This window comes from Roseibium sp. (genome assembly GCF_965232425.1).
In the GTDB taxonomy this organism is placed as follows: domain Bacteria; phylum Pseudomonadota; class Alphaproteobacteria; order Rhizobiales; family Stappiaceae; genus Roseibium.
Window position 1 is genome coordinate 761,032 of the sequence record NZ_OZ246971.1, and the last position, 19,007, is coordinate 780,038.

The 19,007-nt window shown below is 59.5% G+C and carries 19 protein-coding genes; 10 read left to right on the forward strand and 9 right to left on the reverse strand.

All coding sequences use genetic code 11. From position 1 onward, the window contains the following. Positions 1–14: 14 nt before the first annotated feature. The 3 genes from ACO08A_RS03495 to fabI form a co-directional block, all read right to left on the reverse strand. Positions 15–1,199, reverse strand: a complete 1,185-nt coding sequence (locus ACO08A_RS03495) for a DUF3095 family protein (protein WP_422039853.1) — start codon at positions 1,197–1,199, stop codon at positions 15–17. Between the two features lie 97 nt (positions 1,200–1,296). Next, complete coding sequence (locus tag ACO08A_RS03500; protein WP_422039854.1) at positions 1,297–1,941, reverse strand: histidine phosphatase family protein; 645 nt, start codon at positions 1,939–1,941, stop codon at positions 1,297–1,299. Between the two features lie 74 nt (positions 1,942–2,015). Then, positions 2,016–2,837, reverse strand: coding sequence for an enoyl-ACP reductase FabI (fabI, locus tag ACO08A_RS03505; protein WP_319386155.1), 822 nt, complete (start codon positions 2,835–2,837; stop codon positions 2,016–2,018). A 168-nt stretch (positions 2,838–3,005) separates the two neighbouring features. Here fabI and ACO08A_RS03510 point away from each other — a divergent pair, with 168 nt between their 5' ends. From ACO08A_RS03510 to ACO08A_RS03525, 4 genes are all read left to right on the forward strand, one after another. Next, positions 3,006–4,418, forward strand: a complete 1,413-nt coding sequence (locus tag ACO08A_RS03510; RefSeq protein ID WP_422039855.1) for an FAD-binding oxidoreductase — start codon at positions 3,006–3,008, stop codon at positions 4,416–4,418. A 935-nt stretch (positions 4,419–5,353) separates the two neighbouring features. Beyond that, a complete protein-coding gene (dnaA, locus tag ACO08A_RS03515; RefSeq protein ID WP_422039856.1) occupies positions 5,354–6,817 on the forward strand; it encodes a chromosomal replication initiator protein DnaA in 1,464 nt (487 codons plus the stop codon). 347 nt (positions 6,818–7,164) lie between these two features. Continuing rightward, positions 7,165–7,596, forward strand: a complete 432-nt coding sequence (locus ACO08A_RS03520) for a glyoxalase superfamily protein (protein ID WP_422039857.1) — start codon at positions 7,165–7,167, stop codon at positions 7,594–7,596. Positions 7,597–7,772: 176 nt separating this feature from the next. After that, positions 7,773–9,572: a caspase family protein gene (locus ACO08A_RS03525; RefSeq protein ID WP_422039858.1), complete on the forward strand. Its 1,800-nt coding sequence runs from the start codon at positions 7,773–7,775 to the stop codon at positions 9,570–9,572. 5 nt (positions 9,573–9,577) lie between these two features. Here ACO08A_RS03525 and ACO08A_RS03530 read toward each other — a convergent pair whose 3' ends face one another. Next, complete coding sequence (locus ACO08A_RS03530) at positions 9,578–10,450, reverse strand: methyltransferase (protein ID WP_422039859.1); 873 nt, start codon at positions 10,448–10,450, stop codon at positions 9,578–9,580. Between the two features lie 83 nt (positions 10,451–10,533). Continuing rightward, positions 10,534–11,277, reverse strand: coding sequence for an SOS response-associated peptidase (locus ACO08A_RS03535; RefSeq protein ID WP_422039860.1), 744 nt, complete (start codon positions 11,275–11,277; stop codon positions 10,534–10,536). Between the two features lie 134 nt (positions 11,278–11,411). Here ACO08A_RS03535 and ACO08A_RS03540 point away from each other — a divergent pair, with 134 nt between their 5' ends. The 5 genes from ACO08A_RS03540 to ACO08A_RS03560 all read left to right on the forward strand — a co-directional run bounded on the left by ACO08A_RS03540 (position 11,412) and on the right by ACO08A_RS03560 (position 14,422). Continuing rightward, positions 11,412–11,924 carry a hypothetical protein gene (locus ACO08A_RS03540; protein WP_421981728.1) on the forward strand — a complete coding sequence of 171 codons (513 nt, stop codon included), beginning with the start codon at positions 11,412–11,414 and terminating at the stop codon, positions 11,922–11,924. 36 nt (positions 11,925–11,960) lie between these two features. Continuing rightward, a complete protein-coding gene (locus ACO08A_RS03545) occupies positions 11,961–12,383 on the forward strand; it encodes an NUDIX hydrolase (RefSeq protein WP_422039861.1) in 423 nt (140 codons plus the stop codon). 102 nt (positions 12,384–12,485) lie between these two features. Beyond that, positions 12,486–13,511, forward strand: coding sequence for a DUF3179 domain-containing protein (locus ACO08A_RS03550; RefSeq protein ID WP_422039862.1), 1,026 nt, complete (start codon positions 12,486–12,488; stop codon positions 13,509–13,511). Between the two features lie 38 nt (positions 13,512–13,549). Then, positions 13,550–13,960, forward strand: a complete 411-nt coding sequence (locus ACO08A_RS03555; protein WP_319386146.1) for a TIGR02301 family protein — start codon at positions 13,550–13,552, stop codon at positions 13,958–13,960. A 189-nt stretch (positions 13,961–14,149) separates the two neighbouring features. Then, positions 14,150–14,422, forward strand: a complete 273-nt coding sequence (locus ACO08A_RS03560; protein WP_029063820.1) for a hypothetical protein — start codon at positions 14,150–14,152, stop codon at positions 14,420–14,422. A 322-nt stretch (positions 14,423–14,744) separates the two neighbouring features. On the opposite strand, the gene ACO08A_RS03565 is transcribed toward ACO08A_RS03560, so the two are convergent. Beyond that, positions 14,745–15,413 (reverse strand): LysE family translocator, encoded by a 669-nt coding sequence (locus ACO08A_RS03565; protein WP_422039863.1) that lies wholly within the window; start codon positions 15,411–15,413, stop codon positions 14,745–14,747. A gap of 185 nt (positions 15,414–15,598) precedes the next feature. Here ACO08A_RS03565 and ACO08A_RS03570 point away from each other — a divergent pair, with 185 nt between their 5' ends. After that, the gene (locus ACO08A_RS03570; RefSeq protein WP_422039864.1) at positions 15,599–16,267 is read left to right on the forward strand and encodes a hypothetical protein; all 669 of its coding nucleotides are present in this window, start codon (positions 15,599–15,601) and stop codon (positions 16,265–16,267) included. 66 nt (positions 16,268–16,333) lie between these two features. Here ACO08A_RS03570 and ACO08A_RS03575 read toward each other — a convergent pair whose 3' ends face one another. From ACO08A_RS03575 to ACO08A_RS03585, 3 genes are all read right to left on the reverse strand, one after another. Continuing rightward, positions 16,334–16,771, reverse strand: a complete 438-nt coding sequence (locus ACO08A_RS03575) for a cupin domain-containing protein (RefSeq protein WP_422039865.1) — start codon at positions 16,769–16,771, stop codon at positions 16,334–16,336. A gap of 193 nt (positions 16,772–16,964) precedes the next feature. Next, positions 16,965–17,618 (reverse strand): class I SAM-dependent methyltransferase, encoded by a 654-nt coding sequence (locus tag ACO08A_RS03580; protein WP_422039866.1) that lies wholly within the window; start codon positions 17,616–17,618, stop codon positions 16,965–16,967. Between the two features lie 12 nt (positions 17,619–17,630). After that, complete coding sequence (locus tag ACO08A_RS03585) at positions 17,631–18,893, reverse strand: DUF3419 family protein (RefSeq protein ID WP_422039867.1); 1,263 nt, start codon at positions 18,891–18,893, stop codon at positions 17,631–17,633. Between the last annotated feature and the right edge of the window lie 114 nt (positions 18,894–19,007).

The window sequence follows — 19,007 nt, forward strand, 5'->3', positions numbered from 1 at the left end:
CACGCCGGCCCTTGTCAGGGCGCATGAAGCCGAACGCGCGCCAACTCCGCCTGCCGTTCCTTGAACTCCGCCGCCGCAAGGGACAACCCTCCGTTCGAACCATCCACGAAATGGATATGCTGGCTGTTGCCAATGTCCTGAACAAAGCAGGTCATCAGGGCTTCGCTGGAAACATGCAATCCGAATATCGCGTCGCCCTCTTCGAACGCGGTGGCAAGACAGGACCGCAGGGAGTCCAGCTGCGATGACGACAGATCCAGAACCAGTTGCAGACTGTCGCCAACCTTTCGGTGATCGGTGTTGAGACTGAGTTCCTTGAAATACTTTTTCGGGTCGAACGGTCCGACCTTGAAGCCTGTCGCGTAGCTCCAGACGAAGAAGAGGCATTCGACAGAGGTCTTCACCCAGCCTTTTGCAAGATTGCGGGCGGAGGTCAGATTGACCTCAAGGCCGAGGCCCCTCGGCGGAAACCGGAACTTCAGATGCGCCTCGTCCGCCATCCGGGTCCGGGTGTCGTCGAGAAGGGGATTGAAACCGAGTTCGCCGGCTACCCTGTCCATCAGCTCGGTCAGGGACTTGCGTCCGGCCGGCTTCATGATCAGTGAAACGATGTTGCCGTTGAGGGCCGGCAGGGGTTCCCAGCGGCAGGACAGGCCATCCAGCGGCGGCAGCTCGGCATCCTCGGCCCTAATGGCGTAGGGCTTCACGGCGTCCGGGTCCTTCAGGATCGAGTCGGAGATCCCCAGACCGTCGCCAACGATCATGGCCAGGTGATTGCCCGGGCTCAGCAGGTATTTCCGCAATCGGATGTCCCCGCCGGCAGAGCGGATATCGGCAACGGGGATCGCGGCGGCGCGAAGCTCGAGCTCCATCACCTGCCGTGCCAGACCGACGACGCCAGCCAGCGCTTCCCGCCCCTTTTGCAAATCCTTGTGCGGCACCAGCAACGTGGCCCCGTCACCGCCGAAGACGAATGGTGCACGGTCCCGGCCGACACTGTTGAGTACCGCGGCGATTACGGCGGCGCCGACCATGTTGACGTCCTTGTAGCGCCCATCCGCTACAGCTTTTCCCGAACTCACGATATCTGCGGTCAGGACATACCAGTCATCGGGGACAGCGCGGTAGTCTTCCAGATCCGCAACATTGCTGAAGTCGGAGAAGCTGGGCAGCTCACGGTAGAATTCGTCTGCAGACACGGTCTTGCCCCCTCAAATTGCTGAGCGTACGCCGCACACGCCAAGGCCGATCACAGCAAGCGATGACCTCAGTGTAACTTATTTGTGTATCGGAAAGTCAAATGGCTGCGAAACGGCCGTCTCTCCAGACGAAAACCTTGTCCTGAGGTGCATCCAGCTTGGGAACGTGGATGCTTTCCAGGCCTTCAAGCAGTCCCCGCACGACACGGAACACCCCGCCATGCGAGACCACGATCGTGGGCTTAGAGACGGTCTTGAGCCAGGCACCGACGCGCTCCGACAGCATCTCGTAGCTTTCGCCGCGCGGCGGAACGAAGCGCCACTTGTCCGCGCGCCGCTGCAGCAGCAATTCCTGTTCGTCGTCGGCAAGATCCTCGAACGTGAACCCTTCCCAGTCCCCGAACGTCAGCTCGGCAACGCGCTGCTCGAGGCGATAGTCTTGCGTCGGCAAACCCAGGCCCGCGCGAACAAGCTCCATGGTGGACCGGGTGCGTCCGAGCGGAGAGGAAACGAAATCAAGCCCGTCGGGATCGACACCTTCCTGTTCCAGGAAGACGCGAAGCCGTTCGCCGTTCTGTGCCGCCTGCCCCCGGCCGGTCTCGTTCAGCGGAATATCGCGATGTCCCTGCATCCGGCCTTCCCGGTTCCAGTCGGTCTGCCCGTGTCGCACGAACACGAGAAATGCCGGATCATGGATCCTGGGCAGCTGAATGTTCGGGCCGGGAGTGAACACTTTCGTCATGCCGTTTTGCCAGACACACTGCGAGGCAAGCGCCTCTGAAAAGAAAATGGCCGGTGACCCGGCCAATGATTTTGTCAATCCTTGACGACGGAGATGTCGGGCGCGTCGACCGCCTTCATGCCGACAATATTGTAACCGCAGTCGACATGCTGGATCTCGCCGGTGACACCGCGCCCGAGGTCGGACAAGAGAAACAGGGCACTGTCTCCGACTTCCTCGATCGTGACCGTGCGCCGCAGCGGCGAATTGTATTCGTTCCACTTCAGGATATAGCGGAAGTCGCCGATACCGGATGCCGCCAGCGTCTTGATCGGTCCGGCGGAAATCGCGTTGACCCGGATGTTCTGCGGTCCCAGATCCATTGCGAGATATTTCACGCTCGTCTCGAGCGCGGCCTTGGCGACCCCCATGACATTGTAATGCGGCATGACCTTCTCGGCACCGTAGTAGGTCAATGTGAGGATGGATCCGCCTTCCGGCATCAGTTTCTCGGCGCGCTGCGTCACGGCCGTCAGCGAGTAGCAGGAAATGTCCATCGTGCGGGCGAAGTTGTCGGAGGACGTATCGACGAACCGGCCTGTCAGTTCCGCCTTGTCCGAAAACGCGACAGCGTGCACAACAAAATCAATCCCGCCCCATTTCTCCTCAAGCAGGTTGAACACGGCATCGATTGTCTCGCCTTCGGTGACATCGCAATGGCCCGCGACGATCGCACCCAACTGGTCCGCAAGCGGCTCGACCCGTTTCTTCAGTGCATCTCCCTGATAGGTCAGGGCGAGTTCAGCGCCCGCGTCGGCAAGTGCTTTGGCAATTCCCCAGGCAATCGACTTGTTGTTTGCCACGCCCATGATCAGGCCGCGTTTGCCATTCATCAGTCCGCGCGCTGCTTCCGCCATCTTCATCTCCGAACAGGATTCCCTACCGCCCGAACGGGCTGGCCTCCTATGGCACACGGGGTTTGTTCCTTCAAGAGACGCAGCGACCGAATGCACCGTCGACGGCGGAGGCAAGTGTCATTATGTTAGCGCGCTCATTTCCTGCTCACGCTCACGAGGATCCCACACATGGTGCAGACTGCACATGCCGACCGTTTCGCTGAATTGATCGGCGCTGCGAACGTACTGACGACGCCCGCGGACCAGGAACCCTACCTGACCGAGTGGCGGGATCTTTACCGTGGCGTGACCCCGATCGTGCTGCGCCCCGGGAGCACCGAAGAGGTGAGCGCGGTCATGAAGTATGCATATGAGCATGATCTCAAGATCGTGCCGCAGGGAGGCAACACGGGACTGGTCGGCGGCCAAATCCCGCAGGAAACCGGGGATGAATTCGTCCTGTCGCTTGCGCGGCTGACGAAGGTCCGCGAGGTGGACGCCGCCGGTTTCACCATCACGGTCGAGGCTGGCGTGGTTCTGGAAAACCTGCACAACGAGGCTGAAAAGGTCGACCGCCTGTTTCCCCTGTCCCTCGGCGCGCAGGGGTCCTGTCAGATCGGCGGCAACATCTCCACCAACGCAGGCGGCACCGCAGTCCTTTCCTACGGCAACACGCGAGACCTTGTTCTGGGGCTCGAGGTCGTCCTCCCCTCCGGTGAGATCTGGGACGGTCTGAGAAGCCTCAGAAAGGACAATACCGGTTATGATTTGAAACAATTATTTATCGGTGCAGAGGGTACCCTGGGGATAATTACGGCTGCCTCTCTCAAGCTTTTTCCCAAACCGAAGAAACTGGAAGCGGCTTTTGTCGGACTGGCGACGCCGCAGGCGGCACTCGGCCTGTTCACCGAAGCGAAAGCCCAGGCCGGTCCCGTCCTGACCGGCTTCGAAATCATGCCGAGAGTCGGGCTCGAATTCTGCCTGTCGCACCTCAGCGGCGCGCGCGACCCGCTTGCGGGAGAACACGCCTGGTACGTGCTCATGGAACTGTCGAGCGGCTCCGACGCCTTTCCCGTTCGTGATCTCCTGGAAGGCATTCTCGGCGAAGCTTTCGAAAACGGCCTGGTCGAGGACGCGGCCTTCGCCGAAAGCCTGGCACAGGTTCAGGATTTCTGGCACATCCGGCACGGCATGTCGGAGGTGCAAAAGGCGGAAGGCGGTTCGATCAAGCACGATGTCTCCGTCCCCGTTGCCTCTGTCCCCGATTTTCTCGACAAGGCGATGGCAGCCGTGGAAACATTCGTGCCCGGATGCAGACCCGTGCCGTTCGGCCATATCGGCGACGGCAACATCCATTTCAATGTCAGCCAGCCAGTTGGTGCCGACAAGTCCGCCTACCTTTCGAAATGGGACGAGATGAACGAGATCGTTCACGGGATCGTCGGCGATTTCGGTGGCAGCATATCCGCCGAGCACGGCATCGGACGCTTGAAGCGGGACCTTCTCAAATCGGTCAAATCCGATATCGAGCTTGACCTCATGCGCAGGATCAAGCGCGAATTCGATCCGAAGAACCTCCTGAATCCCGGCCGGATTCTCTAGGATCAGGATCCATAAGTGCGGCCGCACTCCAGCCCGCCGACAGGCGAAAATACACCCGCAGATTGGTTGGCAGGCCGCCCTGCCACCGCCCCGGCGAATTACTTATGCAATTCTTGAGCGTAGCCGAGTTGTACTCGATTTTGCTGCGCGGGCAGACAAATGGGTTTCCCGATACCCGGACATGACGAGATCGGGAAATTGCCACCCGCTCCGGTAGCAACCTGCTTGCCGCTTTCCGCCTCCTTCGTGAAACATCTGATTTCAAAACGTCCGACAGCCTGCTGATTCGGCTTGTGATTACGATCATCGACGATAGGCCCCGACGGGCATGAATTTGCACGACATCGTTGTTTCCCGGCGCGCAGTTGTCCCCAGATTGCTCCAAAATCGTTCCAGTACGGGCCGCCAGATCCTTGGAAAATCGTGACTGGCGCAGTGGACAGAGTTTAGACCGGGATCCCGGCACTTGTAAAAAATGACTTATTTTTCAATCAGAAGAAAAATTTTGCATCGACGAAACTGACCAGTTTCATACTCATCTTTTGAAAACTTTCAGAAAAAATCCAAAATAACTAAAATTTTCTTAAAAATGCTTGCATGCCTGAAGGCAGAGCGGAAACAGCCAAAGGAGGAAATCTAAAGCAGGACTTGCGAAAAGTCCTGATACAGATGGAGGCACAGGTTTTCCATGTAAAAACTTACATACAACCCGGCCTACACCTTAAAGAAGAAAGATACGAACCGTCTATGACCTCATAAGAATAAGCTATTTGTAAACGTGGTAAGTAAAAGGTTAATTATGTGTCATCGGCGCCAATAAGCCATCCGGTCGAAAGACCTAACGAAAGCAAAAAGAGCAACGAAGGCGGAATTCGCGGCTCTTAGACAGTGCACGAGAGAGACCGACCCCATCGCTCTCTCACATGGAGGCCTTAATGCAGGTTCAGAACTTAGCTAGTTCGGATCACTGGGATCGTGTGAAAAAAGAACTAAAAAATGAACTCGGAGAGGATGTCTTTTCAAATTGGTTCGGGAGGGTAAAGCACGAAGAAACCGTTGGTGATTCAGTCCGTCTTTCCGTTCCCACGCGCTTTTTGAAAAACTGGATCAAGAGCAATTACGAAAAGAAGCTCGTTGGTCTTTGGAAACGCGAAATCGATGACATCAATCGCGTTGAACTGACGGTACGCGGTGCGCTCAGGCCGCGCCGGATCAATGTCAATCAGCCACCCAAAGCCATCACGGCGCGCAGGATCAGCGGACGCCCGGCTCCTTTTGAAAGCGTACCGCAGATCGGTTCGTCCTCCAGCCTTGCGGCCATTCCCTGCCTTGCGGATACGGGCGATGAGGCCGCCGCGGAGTTCCTGAGCGGGGCAGCGCTCAATCCCAAACTCACGTTCGAATCCTTTGCCGAAGGGGCTTCCAACAGCCTCGCCTGCGCGGTGATCCGTCAGATGTCGGCAGATCATGACGGCAGCCTGCCGATGCTTTTCATGCATTCCGGCACCGGCATCGGCAAAACCCATCTGCTTCAAGCCGCCGCGATGGAAGCGCGGCGCAGGGGCCGGAGCGTTGCCTATCTTTCGGCCGAGTTCTTCATGTACCATCTCGTGCCTGCCCTGCGGACACCGGCCTTTCCCGTGCTGCGGCAAGCCATGAAGTCAATCGATCTTCTGCTCGTGGACGACCTTCAGTTCCTGCACGGAAAACAGGGGCAAGACGAGTTCAGCAGGACACTGGAGATCCTGATGGAAGCCCCGCGCCAGATCATCATGGCTGCCGACAGGGCACCGGATGCACTGGGGACGCTGAGCGCCAAGGTGATGCAGCGCATCCAGACCGGCGAAGTGGTCAGCATCCAGGCGACGGACTATGCCCTGCGCCACGACATCCTGAGAAAACGGATTGCGGCGGCCCGGCGTACGCACCCGTCCTTCGCGGTCCCCGATCCTGTCGCCGACTACATAGCCCGCTATGTCATTTCGTCGGCACGCGATCTTGAAGGTGCCTTGAACCGGCTGTTCGCACACAATCAGCTGACCCGGCAGCCCGTCACGATGGATCTCGCGGAAAAGACGCTCCATGACCTCGTGCGCATCGGCGAGCCGCGCGCGATCAAGGTCGAGGAGATCCAGCAGGTTGTCTGCAAGCATTTCAGTGTCACCAAGGCAGACCTGCTGTCGTCCTGCAGGGCGCGCACCCTGGTGCGTCCGAGGCAGATCGCGATGTATATCGCCAAGGTCGTCACCGGACGGTCACTGCCCGAAATCGGCAGGCGCTTCGGAAACCGTGATCACACGACCGTGCTTCATGCCGTTCGCAAGATCGAGGACATGATCACCAAAGACGAGGCCCTCGCACAGGAAGTCGAGCTGCTCAAGCGTCTAATCAACAGTTGAAGAGCTTCAGGGCCACCCCTGCCCTGTTTGCAAGCGACGGTGCCCAAGGGCTCCGCCGCAAAAGGAACCGGCAGGACTGAAACCGGTTGCCACTCACAAACCTCCCATCCCTCAAGCCGCGCAAGCGGCTTGTTTTTTTGCCGGTTGACAGACGGCATCGGCCAACCTACCTACAGGGCCGGTTTGAAGGAGCCGGCCGCCCGCAGGCATGATGCCGTGGTGAATTCCTTTCAACGAAACACACTCGTTGACTTGTCGACCTTCACAAGACAGTGCAGGACTTGGCAATGCGGGCCCCGACGGAAGGCATCGCCTTTCGACCCTGCCTTTCTTGAAAAGGTAAGACCATGACACTTCCAAGTGTAACGGAGCTGAAGTCGCAGGCGAAACGCTTGCGGAAGGCTCTCACTGCCAACGGCCAGACACTCTCTCACAGCCAGGCGCTCGAACTCGTTTCCGCGCAACATGGCTTCCGGGACTGGAATACGGCCTGCGCGACCGCGTCCCGGCCCAACGACTTTCCGTTTCCGGTCGGGTCCCGCGTGAGCGGCACCTACATGCAGCAACCCTTCCGGGGTGAAGTCCAGGCGCTTTCGAAAACCGGGCCAGGGGACCAGTACCGCGTGACCGTTCAGTTCGACGAACCGGTCGACGTGGTCACGTTCGACAGTTTCTCCGCTTTCCGAAGCCGGGTGACCTGTCTCGTCCAGCCCGATGGCGTCGCGGTCAAGAAAACCTCGAACGGTGAACCCTACATGCGGTTGTCGGCTGGAAGCTAGTTGCGACCTGCCGGGTGGGCACATCTGCTGTCCACCCGGTTTGCCGGCCCGGCAGACCCGCCGCGAAGCGACGCTTTCAGCGGCAAAACGCAGGCATATCCGAAATGCGCGCGCCGCGATTGCGCTGGCATTCAAACGGGACACGATGCAATAATCTTCCCCAAGGGGGACACGATATGCATCGCCATGGAGCAAGCGCCGCAACGCAGCTGAAAGCCATCGGACTTTTCCTTGTGTCGGCTGTCTGCCTGCTTTTTCTGTCACTGCAGGATACGCGGGCGGCCGTCATGCCGGGCGGCAATGGCGGCTGGCTTGTCGTCGCAAGCCGTCCGAGTGCCCCGGAGGCCATCAACACGGCAAGGGGATTTGCAGGCCGTTTCCCGCAAACAACCGTCTTTCAGTCGAATAACGGCTGGTTCGCCGTTTCGCTCGGATGGATGACGCAACCCGACGGCAATCGCTACAGGGCCAGCCTGATCTCCTCCGGTGCCATTCCGGGCGACAGCTATTTCCACAACGGCCAGCGTTTCCAGTTTGCAATCTGGTCGGCAACGGGTGTCACAGGCGGCGCGTCCCAGTCGCTCTTTGCCTCGACCCGCATCTCCGCCCAGCCTCCGGGACGTCCCGCCCCCGCACCGTCCGCCCAGCAGGCCTACGTCACCGGCCTCGATCCGACGGGCGACAATTTCCTGTCCCTGCGTACCGGGCCGAGCACACGGTATCGCGAGATTGCCAGAATGGGGATGAACACGCCGCTGACCATTCTCGGCAGAAGCGGGACCTGGCTCAATGTCGCCCTGTCGGACGGGCGGACAGGCTGGGCATACGGGAAATACGTCTCGTCCACCCCGGCCTACACGGCTCCGCCCGCAGTTGCGCCCGCGCCCGTTGCGCCGGCCACGGCCGCCAAGAGATCGATCACCCCGCCGCGGCGCGGCGTTGTCGGCAACCTGAGTGCGACCGGAGACACCTTCCTGTCGCTGCGAAGCGGTGCAGGAACCCGTTTTGCGGAAATTGCCAGACTGCTTGAGGGAACCGACGTGACCATGCTGGCGCAGCAGGGTGCCTGGTTTGAAGTGGAACTCTCCAACGGCATGCGCGGCTGGGCCTATGGCCGGTATCTGGACGCGGCCCAACCGCGCCAAAGCGCATCCACCGATATCCCGACGATCGGTCCGAACAAGGATGAAAACAACGCTGCCCCGCCACCATCGCCGCCGACCGAGCTGACCCAGTCCGGCCCGAACCTGCCGGATCTCGGAACCCTTCCCGAAGGCAAGCGGGTCGCGCTGATCATCGGCAACTCCGCCTATGAACATGCGCCGGTGTTGCCCAATCCGAAGAACGACGCAACGGACCTGATGCAATCACTCAAGCGCCTGGGATTCACCGTGATACTCGGCCTTGACCAGAGCAAGGTGGCCATGGAAGGGACCGTCCGGGCCTATGTCCGCGCCATCCAGGATGCCGACGTCGCCCTGTTCTTCTATGCCGGCCACGCGATGCAGCTCAGCGGACGCAACTATCTCATTCCGATCGACGCGAAACTGGAAGACCAGACTGCGGTCGATTTTGAAACCATCGAGCTCGGCACCTTGCTGGACTACATGAACGCGCCCGGGCGACTGTCGATCGCATTGCTGGATGCCTGCCGGGACAATCCCCTCTCGCGCCGGTTTTCGCGCAGCCTCGGAGTGAGCAGAAGTTCGCAGGTGGAACGCGGGCTTGCCGCGCCGCAGGCCGGTGGCGGTAACATCCTCATCGGGTTCGCAACGGCGCCGGGTGAAGTCGCGCTGGACGGAGACGAGGACAACAGCCCGTTCACGACCGCGCTGCTGTCGCATATCGAAACTCCGGGGCTCGAGATCGAGATCATGATGAAGCGGGTCAAGGCAGACGTCTACGATGCCACGCGCGGAACGCAGTCTCCCTGGCACAACTCCGCCCTGCGGCGCGAGTTCTATTTCAGGAAATAGCCGACCTAGTCCGGCCGCTCCCGCAGACGGGCGACCAGCAGGTGACCGGGGACCGGTTCGCCCTCCTCGAGCCGCACCGTTATCGGTTCCATGGCGAGAATGTCGAAGCCGGCAGATGACAACGCGGTTCGAATATAGCCTTCGCCCTGCGCGAACCGGTTTTTCGGTCCGACCATGTAGAGCTGGCCGCCCATGACCGGATCCGGAAGCGTCTCGGTTGAAAAGGCCAGACAGCCACCGGGCGAGAGCCGCGTCACCGCGCCGTTCAAGAAGGGTTCGACAGCGCCGAGATACGGAAACACGTCGGTCGCGGTGATCAGATCCCAGGCAGGTCTTTGACCGTCTTCATCCTCGAACTCGCGCAGAAACTCCACTGCCTCCCCGACATAAAGGTCGTCGTATGCCTCCCGGTCAAAGGCGAGTTCGACGATCTTTTCCGACAGATCAACGCCGGTTCGATGCGATGTGCAATCGAGGAGCGCCATGCCCGTCAGGCCCGTTCCGCAGCCCAGGTCGAGCAAACGGTCAAATGACGAGAGATTCAGGCGGCCAAGAAGGTCACGCAGAAGCAACGGGACGCAATAGCCGAGTTCATCGACAAGGATCTCGTCGAAGACATCGGCATGCTGGTCAAACAGGGTCGCGACATAGGCGTCCGGCATCTTGGCGGGCGAAGTCTCAGCGCCCATGGCGGCCAGCCGGATGCTCACGCCGCCGGTGTCGTCCGGGTCAAGGGCAAGAGCTTGCCGGAACGCCTGCGCGGCTCCCGCGAAATCGCCGGATTTCTGGAGGTCCAGGCCACGATTATAGGCCTCGGCCAGCGCGTCGTCGTCCGCGCTGTCCGGGTTGCCGGCTTCCTGGTCTTCGTCCCTGGTCATGTCTGTCAGCTGCCTGTCGATCCGTGTCCGCCCTGCCTTACACCGGTGCCTTTCTCATTGCACGGGAAATGACGCGGTGCGGATCAAAACAGATCGAGCTGGCTGGTGTCAGGCTTTGGCTTGGCCTTCCGGCTCTCCTGTGCATTCCCGCCGGTTTCTTCCGGGGTCACCGGCGCCTGGATATCCGGGTCGTCATTCGCGACCTTGTTCACCCGGTTGGAGACCGGTGTCGCCACGAGATAGTCGTCTTCAACCGGCTTCAGCAGCGTGCCCGCTTCCTTCTTGTCGACATTCGCCGTATCGAGCCAGGTGTCAAACTGGTCCGGCTTCAGGATGACGGGCATGCGATGGTGGATGCCCGACATCATGCGGTTCGATCCGATCGTCAGAATGGCGCCTGTGTCCATGTCACCGCCGTCAGGGTCGGACCAGGTCTCCCAAAGGCCCGCAAAGGCCATGATGTCGCCGTCGGCAGGCTTGATCCAGAAGGCCTGCTTGCTGTCTCCGGTCCGGCGCCATTCGTAAAAGCCCGATGCCGGAATGAGGCAGCGGCCATGGCGCATGGCATTGCGGAAAGAAGGCTTCTCGGCCGCCGTTTCAGCCCTGGCATTGATCAGCAGGGTAAAGCTGGCCGGGTCCTTGACCCAGGACGGAATAAGCCCCCAGCGAACGAGATGAAACCTTCGCGCATTGTACTCGTAGCGCACGGTCGCGATGGGCTGTGTCGGCGCGATGTTGTAGCGCGGCGGAAAGTTCGGCTGATCCGTGTAGCTGAAAAAGTCCCTCACGGCATCCGGTGGTGTCGTTAGGGCAAGGCGTCCGCACATTGCGTTTCTCCTGTCCGGTTCGGCCGGTGGCTCGCGCTGGTCTCTGCCTAAACACCGCTCACTGAGCCAAAGTTAGGCAATTGGAAACAAAAAAGAAGTAGCTTGTTTCTGAAGTCAATAACCAGGGGGCCGGTATGGAATGTTTGGATCCAGTTTTGGGCGCCGGAGATCTGGCCGCCGAACGGCTGGAGCAGGCGAACATCAATCCGCAGACCGGACTTGCCACCGATTACCTCAATCACTTCAACGAAGTGATGATGCTTCTCGAAATGCTCCCTGATATGCCCGACTGTTCGGACGATGTTCTGGACTGGGGTCCGCTGGACTATGAGGGTCATTTCGAAAACTCGACGTTCAAGGACAAGCAACTCGCCATCCGGGCCTATTACGCTGCACCTGCCTATCTTCGCGAACATCTGGAAGCGCATGTCTCCGGCATCAATGATCTCGTCGGCGAAATTCAGGAACAGCTGCGCCAGAGCGGCGACGCGGCCTCCGTTGCAGGTGACATTGCCTTCAAGGCGACCCACGAGATCAAGCCGCTGATTGCGCTTGCCGGGGCTGTCATTCACGGTCATGTTGAACCGGAAGCAACGCAGCACGAAGGGGACGCGGCACAGGCTGAAATCGACGCCCTCTTCGCCTGATTTCCTGTCGACCCCGATCCGAAAGCCAGTCCGTCCATGTCCCGTTTCTATCCGGATGCGCCGCGCGTGGGTGTCAGCGTCCTGTGTCACGACAGGGGCCGCGTGCTGCTCATCAAACGTGGCAAAGACCCTTTCAAGGGATATTGGAGCCTTCCGGGAGGTCTCGTCGAACTGGGAGAACCGTTGTTGGAGGCCGCGAAACGGGAGCTTCGGGAAGAAACCGGCGTCGAGGCGGATCTGTCCGAGCCGGTGGAAACGTTTGATTCCATTCAGTTCGACGAAAACGGCAAGGTTCTGACCCATTTCATACTCACGGTCTTCTGTGGTGCCCTCAGATCCGGAGAAGCGGTCGCGGCGGACGATGCGAGCGAGACCGACTGGGTCCGTCCGGAAGATCTCGACGACCGGCAGACGACGCCCGGCACACCGGAGCGCATCCGCCGGCACCTGCCGCTCTGAGCCGTCCTCGCTCAACCTTCACACAGGTTTGCGGAACCGTGATTTCCCGATTTCGGGTGCGCCGGGCGAAAATGCCTCCGCGATCGTCGAACGGAGGCACGCATGCAGATCCAGCATATATGGATGTTACTTCTGGCCATAAGCGGATTCCTGGTCTTTTCGCTTCTCACGCTGCTTTCTCCGGCGCATGCGAACCCTGACCACTGGCGCCAGGCGGGTTTTTCGACCGACTTTTCTATCCATTCGGTCGATTTGGGAACGATCTTTTCCGGGGGGCCGCCCAAGGACGGGATACCGTCTATCGACGCGCCGCGCTTTCAGCCGGCCGATGAGATCGACTGGCTTCAGAACAACGAACCGGTGATTTTCCTGGAACTGGACGGAACCGCCAAGGCCTATCCGCTGCAAATCCTGATCTGGCACGAGATCGTCAACGACCGGATCGGTGACACCCCGGTCTCGGTGACCTATTGTCCGCTGTGCAATTCCTCCGTCGTGTTCGACCGCCGCATCGACGGTACGGTGCTCGACTTCGGCACCACGGGACTGTTGAGAAACTCGGACCTGGTCATGTATGACCGGCAGACCGAAACCTGGTGGCAGCAGTTTACCGGCGATGGAATTGTCGGCACGCATACGGGCCGCGAGCTGAAAATGATCCCGTCACGGGTCACTGCCTTCGAGGCGTTCCGGAAGGAACATCCGGCAGGCGCCGTGCTCGCACGCCCCACGTTTTCACCCCGCAGTTACGGCACCAATCCTTACGCCGGATATGACAGCCGGTCCGCCCCCTATCCGTTTTTCCAGGGGGATCTGCCGGACGGCATCAACCCGATGGCACGCGTTGTCGTGGTGCGTGACGATGACGACGTATTTGCGGTCGCACTCGAACACGTGCGAACGAACGGCCCAGTGACGCTTTCCACCGGCATAGACGTGCGGTGGGCCGGCGAGCAGGCCTCCGTCCTCGATCAGCGCGAGACGGGACGCGGCCGGGCGATCGGCTCGGTCGAAGCTTTCAAGACCGTAGCGGGCGGGCAAGCGCCCCTTGTTCACGACGTCACGTTCGCCTTTGTGGCGCACGCATTCCATCCGGATGTGGCAATTCTTGGGATCACTTCGCCGTAGCGCTTGAAGTGCTCACCGGTGGCGCGCATGATCCGCGCATGAGAAACGGTCAGATTTCCGATTTCATCCGGCGAACGGTTTTTGCCGCTGCGTTCGTGCTGGCGATGCCGGTTCAGGTTGTGCTTGCACAGCAGCCTGGCATCGACGCGCCGCCCTATGAACAGCAGCTCATGCGCCTTTCGGAGATCTTTGGCGCGCTTCACTTTCTGCGGCCGCTCTGCAACGAAAACGATACCCCAAGCTGGCGCGACCAGATGGAGGACTTTTTAGATGCAGAAACGGTTAACGAAAATCGGCGGCGCAGGTTCATCGAACGATTTAATCAAGGTTATCGTGGATTCTCAGTTGCTTACAGGGAGTGTACAGATGCCGCGCGTATCGCAATGGTACAGTATTTGCGTGAAGGCGAGACCATAATAGGCGACGTGACAAGCCGTTACGGGCGATAATCCTGTCGAAATCTCTCAAACGTTACGAGTTGGTTAACCTTTTGAATCAAATTTGTGGGTGGGCGTTAAGTTTGCGTTCACGGTTGCTTATCAGCACAGATCACCGTGCTAGGATCAGGTAATGAGATTCGGGAGAGGGACACGCGGGAGTTGTCTCCACGGGTTCGGGACAGACCGGTAAGGGAACGAATGATAAACGACGATTATGCTGAAGCGGCCATGGATGCCGAGTTTGCCGAAGACGAAGATATCAGACGCGCAGCGCTCGGCTTCATTTCCGATGCCTGGGCCGAGGCCATTGCCAATGGTGTCGATGCAGACGCCGTAGCGCATGCGGCCATGTTCACGGCCCTGGCCGACCTTGTGGCAGCCTATGGCGAGGATGCTGTCGCAAAACTTGCCGAAGGACTGCCGGACCGCATCCTGCAGGGCGACTACACGGTGAACCGGGTTCTGCAGTAGACCCGAAACTCCAGAAGACCAGGGGCCGGCACAGCCGGCCTTTTTTGTGCCGAAGACACTGATCCAGCGGCCCTGGGGTACGGCCCCATAAATGAAGTCAACTTGGTTTGGATCGTTTTGACCAACTGCGAGAAGCGGAAGCGCAGGAAATGTGGTTCATTTTCAAGCCTTTCGCGACGAAGCAGATGGTCAAAACGGCCAAATCCGAAGGACGGCAAAATGGCTTCACCTCGCAGCGTCACCGCGCTTAACCGGGCATAAAGTCCGCTCTGCACACGCTTCCTCGCGAGATTTTGCAATTTCTGCCGCCAAATGGCTTCATTTATGGGTTCACACCCCAATGACCGGCGGCATGACTGAGACCGTTGATCGCCAGATCGAGATAGATCAGGCCGCCGAAGGCGATCAGCGCGACGCCGGCTATGTGATTGACCCGGTCGAGCCACTGATCATCGATCCTCGCCTTGAAATGCGACACGAGCGCGGAAACAAACACCCACCAGGTCGTCGCTCCGGCCGCGACGCCCGCAACCATCATCAGCGCGCCAAAATGATCGCCGTGCTCCGGTCGGTAATTGCCAAGCGCGCCGAAAATGAAAGCGAAGAAGAATATTGTCCCGGGATTGGTGATCGCGATGAAAAAGGCAGCCGTTGAGTCGCCCAGATAGCTGTATTCCGCGTCATTGGCGTCCTTCGTCAGATGGGGGTGCGTATGCCAGATCTTAAACCCGAAAATGATCAGCAGCGCCCCGCCGACCACCTCGATCAGCCGCAATTGACCATCAATGAAGTTGGTGACGGCCGAAACCCCGAAAATGGCGGCGGCGGCGAAAATCGTGTCGGCGACGACGGCACCCAGCCCGACGAAAACACCGTGGCTGAACCCGCTTCTGACGGCGTGCTGGATCGCCATGACGTTGACCGGACCGACGGGCGCGGTGGTCACGATGCCGATGAAAAAGCCGATCAGCACATATTCCAGAACAGTCACGGCCGGTCCTTTTTTCTAAGGGTCAGGACTCATTGGCAAAAAAGCACACGGCCTTTGGATAGCGGCCTGCGGCCTTCCTGACAAGGACGGGAAATTCCCTTCACCCGCTTTGCAGTCTTGCATGAATTGTTTAAGGAATGTCCCCGGTGGGCAAACGTCATCTTGTCTCGACGTGGGAGATTGCCATGAAGCAGGTTTATTGGATTGCAGCCCTGGCGCTTTGCCTGTTGCCGGCACAGGGAATGGGCAAGAACGTGACCACCGAAACCATTCAGCTTGCGCCGGACACCGGCTCCGGGACAGCCCCGATCCCTGACGATCAGCTCCAGGTGCCGCAGACTGCGCCCTCTCCTTCCCCGGACAGCACCAGCGCGCCGGCCGAACTGGCGCCGCCGCAAGTGCTTTACAACACCGCCGTTCTGCCGAAGCCGGTTGCCCGCATGCATGCACAGCTGAAAGAAGCCGCGGAATACGGTGACCTGCAACGCATCCGCATGATCCTGGAGAGCAACGAGCTTCCGCCGACACTTTCCTTCACGGAGATCGGTGACCCGATCGAGTTTCTGAAGGAAAGCTCGGGCGATGGCGAAGGCTTTGAAATTCTCGCGATCCTTGCCGACACGCTCGACAGCGGCTTCATCCACGTGGATGTGGGCACACCGCAGGAAATGTACATCTGGCCCTATTTTGCCCGGTACCCGCTGGACAGCCTGACACCCGACCAGAAGGTCGAGATGTACCGCATCATCACGGCAGGCGATTTTGCGGAGATGGAGCAGTTCGGAGCCTGGACCTTCTACCGTGTCGGTATCGGCCCGGACGGAACGCTGCACTATTTCGTCGCCGGCGATTGATAAGGCAGTGCACACCGGCCTCGCTGCCGCATCGAAGAAACGCGGGTCAGGGTCGATCTGAACGCATCAACCGACAATCTCCAGACCTTCGTCCGCGCAAACCCGGGCAACCCATGCCATATCGAGTTCTGGTTCAGGTTTCGGCCACTCTCGAGACCCTGGTGCCAGTTTTGTACCGCAAGTCCGGAAAACGTTTTCGTGGATGGAACCCGGAACGTTGAGGATCAGCATTTCCGCGTCCTCACCGCTCGTGTTGCGGAACGAATGGACTTCACCGCGAGGTACTTTCACAAACTGGCCTTGCCCTGCAAGAATGGTCTCGTTTCCCACCGTGAATTCGATCTGCCCCTTTTGGACAAAGAAAGACTCCTGATCGTTCATGTGGCGATTGGGCGGTGCACCGGCACCGTTTGACAGGATCGCACTACAAAGAAAATACCCGTCTTCCTTGCTCGAGGAATGAAAATCCATGATCATTCCCATAAGATAGTAAGTTTCCGACATATCGCTCCCCCGACACTCAAATTCAGATCAAAAATACGCTCTTTTTTATTTGAGTTACTCTTCGTAACATGATCAAAAACACAAAAAAACTCAGTAAAATTCAGGACGTGCGCGGTATCGGCAGCCAGGAGGAGGCACAGTCTCTCCGCCCGGGCACGCACCGACACGCATTCTCCTTGGCAACTCGGGGGGATCAGGTTCTGGTCAGCTCGGCGTAGTCGGCATAGCCCCGATAAAGGTGGCGGAACCGGAGCCGGCAGCCCGAACCGGCTGCCAGGGCCTCCAGCTCGTTTTCAAGCTCGGCGCGGGGCGTGACGTGGAACGATTTAAGCCACGAGAAGAGCAGCCTGGCGAACCAGCGCGGCAGCCCCTGCTGCTGACCGAAATCGACGACATGGATGCGCCCCCCCTCTTTCAGACGGGCTGACCCGGCCCGCAACGCCTCCCGCCAGATGGGGATCATCGAGAGTGTGTAGGAATAGAACACGCGATCGAATGCGGAAACGCCCAGGCCTTCGGTCGCGGACGGATTTGCAGCGTCGCCCTCGATCAAGGTGATCCTGCCACTCAGCCCCGCAGTCGCAATGTTCTTCTCTGCCGTTTCCAGCATGTGACGGGAAATGTCCAGTCCGTAGAAGCGGGCCTCGGGATAAAGCCTGGCTGCCGCGATCAGGTTACGCCCCGTGCCGCAGCCCAGTTCGAGCACATCGCCGCCGCGCGGCGGTCTCAGTTCCCTGATCAGGTGATCGCGTCCCAGCAGATAATACTTGCGCGTGACATCGTAGATGTGCCGCTGACGCCGATAGACAGCGTCCATAAGCCTCGCCGTTTCGACCGCACCGCTCATGTCAGGTACCGCTCAGCCGTTGTAGACATAAAGATGGAAGCCGCCATAGATGGACGAACGGTCCTGCCGGCCCAGTTCCAGGCTTTCCTCTTCTTCATAGGTCCAGCAGTCAAGCGTCTCGTCGGCGACCCGCCCGGGAAGAAGGGTGGGCGCAGCGGCAGTGCGGAAAACAACTCTTGCGCCGGACCTGGCCGTTCGCGTGATTTCCGACCAGAGCGCGTTCAGCTGCGCGTCCGTCATCCAGTCCTGTGCGTCGAGCAGAACATAGGCGTCGAGGCTGTTGCTCGCCGCCGACTGGAGATGCTCGGTAAAGTTCCGATTGAGAACGCGGACGCGGCCGGCGCGGGCGCGGATTTCTTCGAAATGCGCCCGCTTCAGATAGGGCGGCAGCGGGCCGGACTCACCGGACGATTCGCCGGCCCGGGGCGCATATCCGCGCCCGAACGCCTGCCAGGCGAAGTAGTTGTCCTTCATGGAGAAATCACAGGCGAGCTTTTCAAGCCGATCCTTGAGGACCGCTGACATGTCGCCCTCGGCATTTGCCGAGACCAGCGCGTCATACTGTGCGGGCGGAATGCCAAGACCATAGAGCGACATTTTCTTCGAGGTCGCCCAGCGGACGAGCCGCTTGTCGAAGAGCGGCGCGAGGGCCGTGTCGAAGAAAGTGCGCTGCTCTTCCAGCGACCGTGTCTTGACCATGTGCTTGGGGTCGATGCCGTAGAGCCTGGCCACGAGATGGCCGACACCGATACAGTAGCCGAGCAAACCGTGGTGGTAGAGATCGCGCGAAAACAGCGTGATCCGCTTGCGGCCCCAATTGGCAACGTCTCGGCCTTCCCAGTAGGCGATGGTTTCCGCGTCGAGATTGTCTTTCAGGAACCGGTTGTAGGCCGCCACATTGGCCTTTTCGTCCGCTTCGCCGAAAAACCGGTAAAACGTCTCGTAGTTCGGAAAGTGCCTTGCGGCGGCGAGTTTCAGGCGCCCGAGCGCAACATGGGCCCGGTTGAGATCGACGGCGGTGATCTCCGCAGGGTTTGCCGTGAGATAGGACATGACGTTGCAGCCGCCCGAGGCGATCGCGATCATGCGCGAGTCCGGCGTCAGGCGCAGCGCCTTCATGTCCACGTCCGGGTCTTCCCATATCTGCGGATAGACCAGACCCTTGAACGCAAAGGTGAAGAGACGCTCCAATATTCCTTCCCGAGAGGCGGCGTCCGAGCGGTGAACCGCATTGTTGAGCCGTTTCTTGGATGCTGTGAGCGTGCTCTGCGCCATGATTTTCTCCCGGGTCGCCGCGCGAATAAACAGCCTTCCGATACGTGAGTGAGACGACAGTTTGGTGACGCTGCGCCCAAAAACCGGAGTTATCCGGACAATAAAAAACCCCCG

Excerpts from the sequence above, each read along its gene's own strand:
- ACO08A_RS03585 (WP_422039867.1), bottom strand. The coding sequence starts at position 18,893 with ATGGCGCAGAGCACGCTCACAGCATCCAAGAAACGGCTCAACAATGCG.
- ACO08A_RS03500 (WP_422039854.1), bottom strand. The coding sequence starts at position 1,941 with ATGACGAAAGTGTTCACTCCCGGCCCGAACATTCAGCTGCCCAGGATC.
- dnaA (WP_422039856.1), top strand. The coding sequence starts at position 5,354 with ATGCAGGTTCAGAACTTAGCTAGTTCGGATCACTGGGATCGTGTGAAA.
- ACO08A_RS03530 (WP_422039859.1), bottom strand. The coding sequence starts at position 10,450 with ATGACCAGGGACGAAGACCAGGAAGCCGGCAACCCGGACAGCGCGGAC.
- ACO08A_RS03570 (WP_422039864.1), top strand. The coding sequence starts at position 15,599 with ATGAAGCAGGTTTATTGGATTGCAGCCCTGGCGCTTTGCCTGTTGCCG.
- ACO08A_RS03525 (WP_422039858.1), top strand. The coding sequence starts at position 7,773 with ATGCATCGCCATGGAGCAAGCGCCGCAACGCAGCTGAAAGCCATCGGA.
- ACO08A_RS03555 (WP_319386146.1), top strand. The coding sequence starts at position 13,550 with ATGAGAAACGGTCAGATTTCCGATTTCATCCGGCGAACGGTTTTTGCC.
- ACO08A_RS03535 (WP_422039860.1), bottom strand. The coding sequence starts at position 11,277 with ATGTGCGGACGCCTTGCCCTAACGACACCACCGGATGCCGTGAGGGAC.
- ACO08A_RS03575 (WP_422039865.1), bottom strand. The coding sequence starts at position 16,771 with ATGTCGGAAACTTACTATCTTATGGGAATGATCATGGATTTTCATTCC.
- ACO08A_RS03560 (WP_029063820.1), top strand. The coding sequence starts at position 14,150 with ATGATAAACGACGATTATGCTGAAGCGGCCATGGATGCCGAGTTTGCC.
- ACO08A_RS03545 (WP_422039861.1), top strand. The coding sequence starts at position 11,961 with ATGTCCCGTTTCTATCCGGATGCGCCGCGCGTGGGTGTCAGCGTCCTG.
- ACO08A_RS03540 (WP_421981728.1), top strand. The coding sequence starts at position 11,412 with ATGGAATGTTTGGATCCAGTTTTGGGCGCCGGAGATCTGGCCGCCGAA.
- fabI (WP_319386155.1), bottom strand. The coding sequence starts at position 2,837 with ATGGCGGAAGCAGCGCGCGGACTGATGAATGGCAAACGCGGCCTGATC.
- ACO08A_RS03510 (WP_422039855.1), top strand. The coding sequence starts at position 3,006 with ATGGTGCAGACTGCACATGCCGACCGTTTCGCTGAATTGATCGGCGCT.
- ACO08A_RS03550 (WP_422039862.1), top strand. The coding sequence starts at position 12,486 with ATGCAGATCCAGCATATATGGATGTTACTTCTGGCCATAAGCGGATTC.
- ACO08A_RS03520 (WP_422039857.1), top strand. The coding sequence starts at position 7,165 with ATGACACTTCCAAGTGTAACGGAGCTGAAGTCGCAGGCGAAACGCTTG.
- ACO08A_RS03580 (WP_422039866.1), bottom strand. The coding sequence starts at position 17,618 with ATGAGCGGTGCGGTCGAAACGGCGAGGCTTATGGACGCTGTCTATCGG.